Origin of the sequence: Allosaccharopolyspora coralli (genome assembly GCF_009664835.1) — a bacterium.
Lineage (GTDB): Bacteria > Actinomycetota > Actinomycetes > Mycobacteriales > Pseudonocardiaceae > Allosaccharopolyspora > Allosaccharopolyspora coralli.
In genome coordinates, this window is sequence record NZ_CP045929.1 from 741,311 (window position 1) to 753,890 (window position 12,580).

The 12,580-nt window shown below is 69.6% G+C and carries 12 protein-coding genes; 10 read left to right on the top strand and 2 right to left on the bottom strand.

What is annotated here, in order from left to right:
- Nucleotides 1-147 precede the first annotated feature (147 nt).
- From GIY23_RS03530 to GIY23_RS03545, 4 genes are all read left to right on the top strand, one after another.
- Nucleotides 148-1,092: a SurA N-terminal domain-containing protein gene (locus GIY23_RS03530; RefSeq protein ID WP_228717523.1), complete on the top strand. Its 945-nt coding sequence runs from the start codon at nt 148-150 to the stop codon at nt 1,090-1,092.
- A 44-nt stretch (nt 1,093-1,136) separates the two neighbouring features.
- On the top strand, nt 1,137-2,168 hold the full coding sequence (locus GIY23_RS03535; RefSeq protein ID WP_154075349.1) for a MazG family protein: 1,032 nt from the start codon (nt 1,137-1,139) through the stop codon (nt 2,166-2,168).
- A gap of 155 nt (nt 2,169-2,323) precedes the next feature.
- Nucleotides 2,324-3,130: a lytic murein transglycosylase gene (locus GIY23_RS03540; protein ID WP_228717524.1), complete on the top strand. Its 807-nt coding sequence runs from the start codon at nt 2,324-2,326 to the stop codon at nt 3,128-3,130.
- Nucleotides 3,131-3,154: 24 nt separating this feature from the next.
- The gene (locus GIY23_RS03545) at nt 3,155-3,985 is read left to right on the top strand and encodes a lytic transglycosylase domain-containing protein (protein WP_154078580.1); all 831 of its coding nucleotides are present in this window, start codon (nt 3,155-3,157) and stop codon (nt 3,983-3,985) included.
- A gap of 273 nt (nt 3,986-4,258) precedes the next feature.
- Here GIY23_RS03545 and GIY23_RS03550 read toward each other — a convergent pair whose 3' ends face one another.
- On the bottom strand, nt 4,259-4,636 hold the full coding sequence (locus tag GIY23_RS03550; protein WP_154075350.1) for a tetratricopeptide repeat protein: 378 nt from the start codon (nt 4,634-4,636) through the stop codon (nt 4,259-4,261).
- A 335-nt stretch (nt 4,637-4,971) separates the two neighbouring features.
- Between GIY23_RS03550 and eno the strand changes: the two genes are divergently transcribed.
- Nucleotides 4,972-6,258, top strand: coding sequence for a phosphopyruvate hydratase (gene eno / locus GIY23_RS03555; protein WP_154075351.1), 1,287 nt, complete (start codon nt 4,972-4,974; stop codon nt 6,256-6,258).
- On the opposite strand, the gene GIY23_RS22920 is transcribed toward eno, so the two are convergent.
- Complete coding sequence (locus tag GIY23_RS22920; RefSeq protein ID WP_228717525.1) at nt 6,242-6,514, bottom strand: hypothetical protein; 273 nt, start codon at nt 6,512-6,514, stop codon at nt 6,242-6,244. The genes eno and GIY23_RS22920 overlap by 17 nt on opposite strands.
- On the opposite strand from GIY23_RS22920, the gene GIY23_RS22925 reads away from it, so the two are divergent.
- The 5 genes from GIY23_RS22925 to GIY23_RS03580 all read left to right on the top strand — a co-directional run bounded on the left by GIY23_RS22925 (nt 6,513) and on the right by GIY23_RS03580 (nt 12,535).
- Nucleotides 6,513-6,827, top strand: coding sequence for an FtsB family cell division protein (locus GIY23_RS22925; protein ID WP_228717526.1), 315 nt, complete (start codon nt 6,513-6,515; stop codon nt 6,825-6,827). The two genes, GIY23_RS22920 and GIY23_RS22925, sit on opposite strands and share 2 nt — an antisense overlap.
- Complete coding sequence (locus tag GIY23_RS03565; protein WP_154075352.1) at nt 6,824-7,312, top strand: DUF501 domain-containing protein; 489 nt, start codon at nt 6,824-6,826, stop codon at nt 7,310-7,312. Before GIY23_RS22925 ends, GIY23_RS03565 begins: the two co-directional genes overlap by 4 nt.
- 255 nt (nt 7,313-7,567) lie before the next feature.
- On the top strand, nt 7,568-9,337 hold the full coding sequence (locus tag GIY23_RS22765; RefSeq protein WP_228717527.1) for a lytic transglycosylase domain-containing protein: 1,770 nt from the start codon (nt 7,568-7,570) through the stop codon (nt 9,335-9,337).
- Nucleotides 9,338-9,735: 398 nt separating this feature from the next.
- The gene (locus GIY23_RS03575; protein ID WP_154075353.1) at nt 9,736-10,689 is read left to right on the top strand and encodes a Ppx/GppA phosphatase family protein; all 954 of its coding nucleotides are present in this window, start codon (nt 9,736-9,738) and stop codon (nt 10,687-10,689) included.
- Between the two features lie 208 nt (nt 10,690-10,897).
- Nucleotides 10,898-12,535, top strand: a complete 1,638-nt coding sequence (locus tag GIY23_RS03580) for a peptide ABC transporter substrate-binding protein (protein ID WP_187352011.1) — start codon at nt 10,898-10,900, stop codon at nt 12,533-12,535.
- Nucleotides 12,536-12,580: the final 45 nt, after the last annotated feature.

The window sequence follows — 12,580 nt, forward strand, 5'->3', positions numbered from 1 at the left end:
CGCGAGTGCCTGACCGCAGGGCCCAATCGGCGGCGCCGCCGGGGCGGTGAGACGAGCGTCACAGTTCGGAGATCTGGTCGACTGCGGGGAAAAGTTGCTGCGCAAGGTGGCGGACAGCGACTGTGTGTTCATGAGAGGGTGACGGCTGTGAGTTCCGTCATCCCTCGCCCCGGTCGCCTGTTCGTCGCGCTCGCCGCTGCGGGTCTCCTGCTCACCGGCTGCGGAACGGGGCCCGGTCAACCCGGCGCCGCAGCCGTCGTGGGTGGCGAGACCATCCCAGTCTCCGACGTCCGGAGCTGGTTCGACGGTCTCCTCGCCAAGGAACAGGGCGTCAAACCCGAACTGCAGGCACAGGGGCAGATGGACGACGTGGCGCGCAACATCGCGACGTTGACCGTCCGGGAGAAGCTCGCCGAGCGTGCCGCCCGTGCCGAGAACATCACGGTCTCCGACAACCGCGTTTCGGAGGAGATCGCCGCACGCGGTGGTGCCGAGGCCGCCACGAGGGGACAGATCTACACGCCGCGGAATTTCCGGGACGGCGTCCGGGCGCAGCTGATCGCGACCGAACTGGGACGCAAGTACGCCGACCGGCTCGCCGTCACCTTCGACTACACCCAGGCCACGACGCGCAGCGACGCAGAACACAAGGCGCGCCGCATGGCCGCCGGTGCAGAGGAGACGCGGAAGGTCATCGCCGAAGATGCCGCGGCTGGTCTGCCCGCCATGGAGGGTGAGCGGTTGCGTGCTGCCGAAACCCCGGAGGTCAACGCCCTCGCAGCCGCGACCCCACTGTTCGCGGCCGATCCAGGCACAGTGCTCGCGTTCCAGGGACAGCAGGCCGGGCAGTGGCTCGTCGCGCGGATCACCGAGCGCCGGACCGACGCGCGGGGCCCGGCGCCCGCGCCGATGGACCAGGAGACGCTGCAGGCGCTGGGCACGCAACTATTGGCCCTGACCGGCGAACGCGTGGGTGTCGAGCTGAGCCCTCGCTACGGCGTGTGGGACCCGATCGCGCTCGCGACCGCACCGAACGAGGGAGAGACCACCGGATTCCGTTACTCGGACTCCGAGAACCTCGGCCGTTCCTGACCCACGACTCCGCTGCGGCCGGGCGACGTTGCGACACTGGAGTCATGAGCACCAGCAGCTCCTGTGCGGGTTCCACGATTGTCCTGGTCGACGATCGTCTCGCCACCGCCGTCCCCGCCGCCGCGGTGCCGGTCGTGCGCGCGGCGGCGGAGGTGTACGCGGATCCGGGTTTGGCGGACGAGACCGCCCGGGAACTCGGTGCGGTGACCGCGCCGGAGCGTGCCGCACTGCTGGCCGCCGCGTCGCGCGAACCGGTCGTGCTGGTCGCCCCGGTGACCGGGTCGGACGCGGCGGACGCACTGCGTGCGGCCGGTGCACGAATCGTCTCGGCGGCACCGCCCGTCGGGGCGGAATTGCTGGACGCCGTGACGGTGATGGATCGGTTGCGTTCGCCGGGAGGCTGCCCGTGGGACGCGGAGCAGGACCACGAGTCGCTGCGTCGGTATCTCGTTGAGGAGACCTACGAGCTCCTCGACGCGATCGAACACGACGACCGTGGGGCACTGCGCGAGGAACTCGGCGACGTGCTGTTGCAGGTGCTCTTCCACGCCAGGGTCGCCGCCGAGCACGCCGCCGACCCGTTCGGGATCGACGAGGTCGCGGCCGCGTTGGTGAGCAAGCTGGTCTCTCGGCACCCGCACGTGTTCGGCGACGGTGAGCACCTGCACGACGCCGAGTCGCAGCAGGTGCGATGGGAGGAGCTCAAACAGCGGGAGAAGCGCCGGGAGTCCGTTGTGGACGGTGTCGCGCTGGGGCAGCCTGCGGTGGCGTTGGCGGCGAAGCTCGCGCAACGCGTGGAGCGCGTCGGCTTCCCGCCCGAGTTGCTGCCGGACGGCCACGGTGCGCGGGGACTGTTCGCCCTCGCAGCACGAGAGCGGCTCGACGGCGCCGACCCGGAGGACGAGCTCCGTGGCGTCGCGCTCGAATTCGCCGCCAGGGTGCGGGCCGCCGAGGCCCGGGCGCGAGCCCACGGCGCGGACGGCATCGACTCTGCCGACCAGTGGCGCACCTTCTGGTCCGACGAGCACGACCCGTCGCACGGCGGCCGCGGGTGCGGCTCTGCCCGGACCCGGTGACCGGCGGGCGGCGACCGTGATCGAGACTGGTCACGCCGCGAGGGGAACTCCGCCCTACGGGAACCCATCGGTGTCCGCACTCGTTCGTGGAAGGGCGGATGGTCCCGACGGCTCCGAAGAGGGAGCCGTGAAATCTGTGCAGGAGGAGGCAGCCGGTGGCGCGCGGACCCTCGTTGGGCAGTGCCGTGGCGCTCGCATCGGCAGCGCTCGCGGCACTGGTCCTGGTGGTGTGGCTCGCCGAGCGACCCAGCCCGAACCGTTCCCGGACCGGCCCCACTCACCTTCCGGCCGCCACCGCGCCTCCCGACGAGGGCGTCGCGCCGCCGGCGGTGCGGCTGCTGGAGGCCAACACCCGCGATCTCACCGTCGCCGAGCGACCGCAGACCCAGCTCACCGGGTGGGCCGAGGCGATGTCCACCGAGCTCAACATTCCCCGCGCCGCGTTGGAGGCCTACGGGTACGCGGCGCGGGCGACGGAGGTCAGCCGACCCGAGTGCAACCTGAACTGGCCGGTGCTCGCCGGCGTCGGTGCGGTCGAGTCCGGCCACGGGCGGTTCGGCGGCGCCGAGCTCGACGAGACGGCGCGGCCCTCGATCCCGATCCGCGGAATTCCGCTGGACGGCGCGGACGGCGTCCGTCGGATCGACGACACAGACTCGGGGCGGCTGGACGGGGACGAAGTCTTCGACCGTGCCGTGGGGCCGTTGCAGTTCATCCCGGAGACTTGGAACGAGTGGGCGGTCGACGCCGACGGTGACGGCTTCGCCGACCCCGACGACCTCGACGACGCGGCGTTGGCTGCGGCGCACTACCTGTGCGACTCGGCCGGTGACCTCGAGGACCCGGACAGCTTCTGGGACGGGGTGCTCACTTACAACGCCAGTCGTAGCTATGTTCAAGAGGTACTCGACTTCGCCGACCACTACGGGAAGTCGAGTCGCAGCCTGCAGCCGGAGAACTGACCGATCGCGTAGCCTGGCCGGGTGATGTCGACCACTCCCCGCGACCGAGCGCGCCGTGCCGCTCTCGCCGCGCTCGGACGCCTCGCCGTGGCCGCCGTCGTCATCGCCTCGACGGTGGGCGCTGTCGCCGTCGTCGCCGTTCTCGGCAGGCCGCTGACGGCACCCGTCGCCGGGCCGCCCGCCGAGCCGGAGATCGAACCCGCGGCCGTCCCTCCCGGCTCGGCCGCGCCGCCGGGACTGGAACGGCTGCCGGAGGTTCCGGAAGTGCCGGAGCAGGGCGAGTCCGACCCGATCCGGGAGTGGGCGGACGAGGTCGCCAACGCCGTCGACGTGCCTGCCCGCGCGCTCGTCTCCTACGCCAACGCAGACCTGGCGATGCGCGACTACCAGCCGAACTGCAAGATCTCGTGGGCGACGCTGGCGGGAATCGGCCGGGTCGAGTCCAACCACGGCCGCTACGGCGAGCGGGTGCTCGACGAAGACGCCCGCCCCTCGTCACCGATCATCGGGGTGCCACTGGACGGCGGTCCGGGTGTGGCGGCGATCCCGGACACCGACGGCGGAACGCTGGACGGAGACGGGGTGCACGATCGCGCGGTCGGGCCGATGCAGTTCATTCCCTCCACCTGGCAGAAGTGGAGCAGCGACGGCAACGGGGACGGCATCGGCGATCCGCACAACCTCGACGACGCAGCGGTGGCCGCCGGCCGCTACCTGTGCTCGGGGGCCCGCGACATGACCACCGGTGAGGGCTGGTGGGGCGGTCTGTTCTCCTACAACCGCTCCGTCGAGTACGGGCAGAAAGTCTTCGCGCTCGCCGAGACCTACGCCGACGCCGGCTCCCGCCGCAGCTGAGGTGGCAAATTCGCGCGAATTTGCCACTTCGCCATCCACAGGCGACGGAGTTGTCCACAAGTCAGCACGGCCTCCACTCAGACTCCCGAGCAAGGGGCCGAGGCGCTCCCATCGCTGGTCCCGCCCTCCCGGGCTCGGTAAGGCTCGCGCCGCTGCCCTGTCGGCCTCCCGGGGCGCCGCTGGCAAATTCGCGCGAATTTGCCACTGGGCTATCCACAGGGGGGTGGGGTTGTCCACAGGGGATCCGTCGTCGGCGAGCGCCCGGGGGGGGTGTTAGCCGTCTTCGACGGCTATGCGGGCGCTGACCTCGCCCAGCGCCTCCTGGTATGCGGGATCGGGGTTCATCGTCGCCGCCAGCCGCAGCTGCGTCTGCGCCTCCCGCAGCCTGCCCTGCCGCTGCAACGTCCGCCCGAGCACCAGCCGCGCGTAATGGTCGGACGGGTCGAGTTCGAGCACCCGCAGGAACGCGCGTTCGGCCCGGCGCAGCTGTGCCGAGAAAAAGCACGCTCGACCCAGCAACAACTGCACACTCGGCTTGTCGGGCTCGACGTCGAGGACCGGTTCGAGCTTGCGCAGCGCCTCGAACGGCCTGCGCTGAGCCACCAGGTCTTCCGCTTTGCGGAACGCGTCGATCGTGGTCTCGCTGCTCATCGCTTCGCCTACCCCTCGGGTCGACTCGATGGTCGCTGCGTGCACGCCCGCCGGTCGGTGGCCGGCGAGGTCGGACGACGCCGCTCGCCCGACGGTGCCACCACACTACGCAGCACGCGGGCACCGCTCGACCTCCGACCGGATGGCGTGCGGTAAGCGAGAGGACCGTCCGGGTGCGCGAGCCTCCGGCGGGCCGATCACCCACCCGGTTAGGCTCGGGGACGGTGGTTCGGCGTCCGCACCGCCGAGGTTTCCCACCGTGACCACAGGGTCACCCGGGGTAACCACAGCGCGGTCGCGGACGTCCCAGATACGGAACGCGGTAAGGAGCACAGGTGGCGATCATCGAACAGGTCGGCGCACGCGAGATCTTGGACTCGCGCGGCAACCCCACCGTCGAGGTCGAGGTGGCGTTGGACGACGGGACGCTGACCCGTGCGGCTGTGCCTTCGGGAGCTTCGACCGGTGAGCACGAGGCCGTGGAGCTGCGCGACGGCGACGCGAGCCGTTACGGCGGCAAGGGGGTCGAGCGGGCCGTCGGCGCGGTGCTGGACGAGATCGGCCCCGAACTGACCGGGATCGAGGCCATCGAGCAGCGTGTGGTGGACCAGAAGCTCGTCGACCTCGACGGCACTCCGGCCAAGTCCCGGCTCGGGGCGAACGCCATTCTCGGCGTCTCTCTCGCGGTGGCGAAGGCCGCGGCCGAGTCGGCGAACCTGGAGTTGTTCCGTTACGTCGGCGGCCCCAACGCGCACGTGCTGCCGGTGCCGATGATGAACATCCTCAACGGCGGTGCGCACGCCGACACCGGCGTCGACGTCCAGGAGTTCATGATCGCTCCGATCGGCGCCGACTCGTTCTCCGAGGCGCTGCGCTGGGGAGCCGAGACCTACCACGCACTGAAGTCGGTGCTGAAGACCAAGGGCTTGGCGACCGGACTCGGCGACGAGGGCGGCTTCGCTCCCGACCTGGCGAACAACCGGGAGGCACTGGACCTCATCGCGCAGGCGATCGAGAAGGCCGGGTACAAGCTGGGGCGCGACATCGTGCTCGCGCTGGACGTGGCCGCGACCGAGTTCCACGCCGACGGCGTCTACAACTTCGAGAAGTCCCAGCGCAGCGCGCAGCAGATGGCCGCGTACTACAAGGAACTGCTCGACGCGTACCCGCTCGTGTCCATCGAGGACCCGCTGTCGGAGGACGACTGGGACGGCTGGGTCGAGCTGACCAAGGAGATCGGCGATCGGGTGCAGCTCGTCGGCGACGACCTGTTCGTCACCAACCCGGAGCGGCTGGAGGACGGCATCAGCCGACGCGCCGGAAACGCGCTTCTGGTCAAGGTAAACCAGATCGGCACCGTGTCCGAGACACTGGATGCGGTGAACCTCGCGACCTCGTGCGGGTACAAGAGCATGATGAGCCACCGCTCCGGGGAGACCGAGGACACGACGATCTCCGACCTGGCCGTGGCCACCGGCTGCGGGCAGATCAAGACGGGTGCTCCGGCACGGTCGGAGCGTGTGGCGAAGTACAACCAGTTGCTGCGCATCGAGGAGGCACTCGGTGACGCGGCCCGGTACGCGGGCGAGCTCGCTTTCCCGCGGTTCACCACGGAGGGCTGAGCAGGATGCCGAGCGGGCGCTCGTCGGATCGGGACCGTCGCCGTCGAGGGGACACCTCGTCGTCGCGGCGATCCGACCACGCCCGCCGGACCGGCTCCCGCGGCACCTCGGTGAGTAGCAAGGACACGACCGCGACGACCCGCGCCCGCCCGACCGGCCAGACGGCCCGGGCGGGCGCGCGGTCGAGCACGGGCGGCGCGTTCAAGCTCTCGTCCACCCGCCGTGCGGCCGTGCTCGCTATGGTCGTGTGCGCCATGGCGTTGAGCGTCTCCGTACCGCTGCGGACCTACCTCAGCCAGGGCGAGGAGCTCTCGGCGCGGCAGCAGCAGCAGGAGCAGTTGAGCGCGCAGGTCGAGGAACTCGAACAACGCAAGAAGAAGCTCTCCGACCCGGCGCAGGTCGAGGCGGAGGCCCGCAAGCGGCTGGGTTACGTCCGGCCCGGTGAGACGCCGTACATCGTGCAGGTTCCGGAACAGCAGCCTGCGCAACGACCCGCCGGGGACCACAGCGACGAGCAGCCGCCCTGGTACGAGGAGTTGTGGAAATCGTTGACGGGGAACGGATCGTGACCGTGCCGGACGGAGTCGGCGACGGCGACCGCGCCGAGATCGCCCGCCAGCTCGGTCGCCCGCCGCGGGGGCTGCGTGCGGTAGCGGCTCGGGACGGCTCGGGTGCGCCCGCCGTGGTGCAGACGCACCCTCGGCTGGAGGACGGCACGCCGTTTCCGACGCTGTACTACCTGACGTCACCGAAGCTGGTGTCGGCGGTGTCGACGTTGGAGGCCGAGGGCCTCATGAAGGAGATGCAGGACCGTCTCGCCGAGGACGAGGAACTCAGTGCGCGGTATCGGCAGGCGCACGAGTCCTACCTCGCGGAGCGCGACGCGATCGATCCGCTGGGAATCGACGTGACCGCGGGCGGGATGCCGGATCGCGTCAAGTGTCTGCACGTCCACGTCGCCCACGCGCTCGCGAAGGGGCCGGGTGTGAACCCGTTCGGGGACGAAGCGCTCTCGGTGATCGACCAACGCTGGCCCGAGAACGCCTCCAGCTGAACCTGCTCCTCCCATCGGGTGAAACCGGCCGGAATCGTGTGATCTGTGCAACCCGACTGCGCTCGGGTGTCGTCCCGCATGTGAAGCCGGAGTCGTCTCGGGGTCTCGTGATCGCTGCCTCGCCATCGCGCGCGTTGCCGCGAAGTGGTGTGGACTGCGGGGAGGCCGCGACGTCGGGGAGCGGGAGGCGCAGTGGGATCGTCGAAATCTGGTCGGAGCGGCCCCGCGTCTTCTCGTCCCGTCCGGCGGAGTGGGATGCGCCGTGTCGCCGCCGGAGCGATCATGCTCCCGGCGCTGTTCCTGCCCGCCGCGCTCGCCAGCGCCTCCTCCACGATGATCTCCGCGCTCCCGGAACGGTTCGCGACGGCGACGGAGGATCCGGATGAGCTCGGTGCCACCGGCCAGGTGCCGGAGGCGCTGCGGCCCAGTCCGGACGTGATCCGCGGCGCCGTCGACCCGGAGGCGCTCACGGGTGCGGGGCCGCCGATCGAGGTGCCGGACGGTCCGCTGGGGATTCCGGAGCCGATGCTCTTCGCCTACGTCGACGGTGCCCGCAAACTCGCCGACACGACGCCCGGATGCGGCGTGGACTGGGCGGTGCTGGCCTCGATCGGGCGTATCGAGTCCGCTCACGCGCGGTCGGGCAACATCGACGTCAACGGCACGACGGTGAGCGCGATCCTCGGGCCGCGCCTCAACGGCGGCCCGGACATCGCGGCCATCCGCGACACCGACAACGCCTTCCACGACGGGGATCCCGTGTGGGACCGGGCCGTTGGACCGATGCAGTTCATCCCGTCGACGTGGAGCCGCTACGCCGTCGACGGGAACGACGACCTCGTCGCCAGCCCGCACAACGTGCACGACTCGATCACCGCGGCGGGCAACTACCTCTGCGCTGGGCGAACGGATCTGCGCGATCCGGGGAACCTCGCCGCGGCGGTGTTCACCTACAACCAGTCGAACAGCTACGTCCGCGAGGTGTTGATCTGGGCCGACGCCTACCGACGGGGCGTCAACCCGGTGCCGACCGAGCTGGCTCCTCCGGACGACCGCGATGTTCTGGCGGGCGAACGGCTGCCGGAGGGCAGCCCGGACGTGCTCGCCGAGCCAGAGGCCACACCACCGGCTCCGGACGTCGAGGCGCTGCCCCCGCTGCCGGAACTGGACGAGGCCGTGCCCCCGCCGCCGGCCCCGGATGTCGACGCCCTGCCCGAGCCCGTACCGCCCGCGGACCAGCCGCCCGAACCACCGTTCCCCGACACCGGCGTCGTGCCTCCGGAACCGCCGGATGTGGACCCGCCGGTAGAGGAGGCGCCGCAGGTGCCTCCGCCGGGGAAAGGTGATTCGGTCCCGCCGCGCGAACAGCCGCAAGGCGACGTGTCTCCGGATCCGGTGCCGCCCCCCGGGGGCGAGTCTCCGGCGGAACCGCCCGGCAGTGAAGTCCCGTCCGAATCGGACCCCGCCGAGCACCTGCCCCCGGCTTCGGAGGAGTCAGGTGACGGGCTGGAGCCGGAGGACCCAGCCCAGGACCAGAACCCGCCGCAGCCGCAAAAACCAGACGAGCAGTCCCCGGTTCCGGATCAGCCGCAGAAGCCGGAACCGCAGGCTCCGGAACCGCAGGCTCCCGAGCTGGTGCCACACCCCGGATATCCGGGGAGTGCCCCGACGGAGGAGGAGACGACACCTCAGCCGGTGCCGTCCGTTCCGCCGGAACAGGCTCCGGAACCGACAGAGCCACCGTCCGAGTCGCCATCAGAGACGCCACCGCAGCATGTGCCGGAGTCTCCGGCGACAACTCCGCCGTCGGAGGAGATGGACGTCGTCGACTGTGACGAGGCCGCGATCAGCGAAGGTCGCTTCACGCTCGATGAGACCGAGGTGTTCGACGGCCCGATCCCGATGAACCACACGCCGCCCGTAGAGGCAGCACCGGGAACCTGGGTCGTCATCAACGCTCCGGGCGACCCGGCTGATCCGCACTCCCAAGACCAATTGGCCCGGTGCCAGGTCCCAGCTGAGTGATCACCACCCTTCGCGCCGCGCAGTTCCGCTGGTCACGGATCCGAGGGTGGCAAATTCGCGCGAATTTGCCACCCCTCCATCCACAGGCGACGGAGTTGTCCACAGGCCGGCATCGTCGCTCAACGGATTCCGAGGGACGAGCTGAGGCACTCCTCGTTCTGTTCTCGCCCGCATGGGCTCCGCGGAGCCGAACCGCAGCCGTTTCGCACCTCAGCACGACTGCTGGCAAATTCGCGCGAATTTGCCACCTCGCTATCCACAGGGGGGTGGGGTTGTCCACAGGGGGTGTCGTCGGGGTGGTTCGCGTCCCGAGTGAAGCGACCCGGTGGTGAGCACTTGGGGGGACGGAGATCGGGTGGCGATAGCGTGGATTCGGCCGAGAGACGAGGGAGGGCCGAATGGCGAGGGTCGCGGCGATCGACTGCGGGACGAACTCGATCCGACTGCTGGTCGCGGACGTCACGAGACACGAGGACGGCACTGCCGACCTGCGCGACATCTACCGCGAGATGCGGGTCGTGCGGCTCGGGCAAGGTGTGGACGCCACGGGGCGGTTGGCCGCGGAGGCGATCGAGCGCACTCGCGCCGCCCTTCAGGAATACGGCGCGATGGCGGTCCGCAAGGGCGTGCAGTCGCTGCGGATGGTCGCGACGTCGGCGACCAGGGACGCCGCGAACCGCGAGGAGTTCTTCTCGATGGTGCGGGACACGATCGGTGTGGACGCCGAGGTGATCACCGGCGAGGAGGAGGCGCACCTGTCGTTCATCGGTGCCGTCGGCGATCTCGACCCGGCGGACGGACCTTTCGTGGTCACCGACGTCGGCGGCGGCTCGACGGAGATCGTCGTCGGGCGCTGGGACGGCGCTCGCGCGGAGATTCACGGTGCGTTCTCCGCCGACATCGGCTGTGTGCGGCTCACCGAGCGCTGCCTGCACAGTGATCCGCCGTCCGAGGTGGAGGCCAGGGACGCGGAGACGCTCGCCCGCTCGGTGCTGAATCCGGCGTTCGACTCGGTCGACGTGACGCAGTCGCGGACCTGGGTCGGGGTCGCCGGGACGATGACGACGTTGTCGGCGGTGTCGCAGGACCTGCCGGTCTACGACCCGCATTCGATTCACCTCTCCCGCATGTCGGACCGGCGGGTCGCGGAGGTCACGAACGACCTGCTGGCCATGACGCACGAGCAGCGCGCCGCGATCGGGTCGATGCATCCCGGCAGGGTGGACGTGATCTGCGGTGGAGCGCTGGTGGTGCAGGTGTTGGCCGAAGAGATGCGGGGGCGTGCGCGCGTCACGGACCTGGTCGTCAGCGAGCACGACATCCTCGACGGGATAGCACTGTCTATCAGCTAGTTCTCACGATGTGGTCGGTGATGTTCCAGCGTCTGAGTGACGGCCCGTCTGGATCGAACCAGAAGGTGACGGCTTTGTGACAGTTCCTTGCCGTGAGCTGTGTCTCGCTTATGTTTACGCTCGTCTGTCTCGGCGGTGAATGGGCCGTCGACGCCGTGACCCCGAAGGAACCCGGCTGGGGCACGCGTGAAAGCGGAAGGACGCACACATGCGCAAAGGACGTTTGGCCGCCATCGTGGCTGCCCCGATGGCGGTGGCGTTGCTTGCCACCGGCTGCGGCGGCGGTGGCGGTGGTGCCAGCGAAGACGGTGTGATCACCGTCAACACCACCGAACCGGAGAACCCGCTCGTTCCCGGGAACACCACCGAGACCGGTGGTGGCAAGGTCGTCGACGCGTTGTTCACCGGCCTCATGCGGTACTCCCCTGACGACGGCACGGCCCAGATGGCCCACGCCGAGTCGATCACGCCGTCGGAGAACAACACCAAGTTCACGGTCAAGCTCAAGCCGGACTGGACGTTCCACGACGGCACGCCGGTCACGGCCGAGAACTACGTCCGGGCGTGGAACTACAACGCCTACGGCCCGAACGGCATGAGCACCGAGAGCTTCTTCAGCAACATCCAGGGCTACGAGCAGGTCACCTCCGAGGACCCGGACGGTGACGACGGCCCGCAGCAGGCCCCGCAGCCGCAGGCCGAGCAGATGTCCGGTCTGCAGGTCGTGGACCAGAACACCTTCGAGGTGACGCTCTCGGAACCGTTCGCGAGCTTCCCGATCACGCTGGGCTACAGCGCGTTCTCGCCGCTGCCGAACTCCTTCTTCGAGAACAAGGAAGCGTTCGAGGAGAACCCGATCGGCAACGGTCCCTTCCGCTTCGAATCGCGTGAGCCGAACACCGACATCCGGGTCCGGGCTTTCGACGAGTACAAGGGTGACGACAAGCCGTCGATCCGTGGCGTGGACTTCATCGTCTACAACGAGCTCGAGGGCGCCTACCAGGACGTGATCTCGGGCAACCTCGACTTCGTCGAGCAGGTGCCGCCGTCGGCGTTGGTCGACGAGAAGTGGCGCCAGGACCTCGGTGACCGTGCCCTGGAGAAGAAGGCCCTGCTCAACACGGCCCTCGACTTCCCGCTCTACGACCAGAAGTACCAGGACCCGAAGGTGCGCAAGGCCATCTCGCTGGCGATCAACCGCGAGGAGATCGCCCAGCAGGTCTTCAACGGCTCGCGGACCCCGGCGACCGGCTACGTGCCGGAGGGCCTGCCCGGGTACGAGACCGGTGCCTGCGGCGAGGCGTGCGAGTTCAACCCGGAGCGTGCCAAGCAGCTCATGTCCGAGACCAACTTCCAGGGTCCGGTCACGATCAGCTCGAACGCCGACGGTGGTCACAAGGAGTGGATCGACGCGGTCTGCGGCAACATCCGCAACAACCTGGGTCTGGAGTGCGGGTTCAACCCGGTTCCGACGTTCTCCGAGTTCCTGACCATGCACAAGGAGAAGGCGCACACCGGCCCGTTCCGCTTCGGCTGGGTGGCGGACTATCCGTCACCGGAGACGTTCCTGGCCAAGATCTACAAGACGGGCGCGTCGTCGAACTACAAGGACTACTCGAACCCCGCGTTCGACCAGAAGGTCAACGAGGCGAACGCGGCGTCGACGGTGGAAGAGGCGAACGCGCTCTACCGTGAGGCCGAGCAGATCCTGGTCGAGGACATGCCCTCGATCCCGCTGTTCGACCAGTCGGCGCAGGCCGGGCACTCCGAACGACTCACCAACGTCAAGGTCACCCCGTTCCGTGAGCTGGACCTCGCCTCGGTCCGTCTCACCGAACAGCAGTGATCTTCAGAGTGTGACTGAGGTTCCGGCCCGTCGGCTCGGCTGACG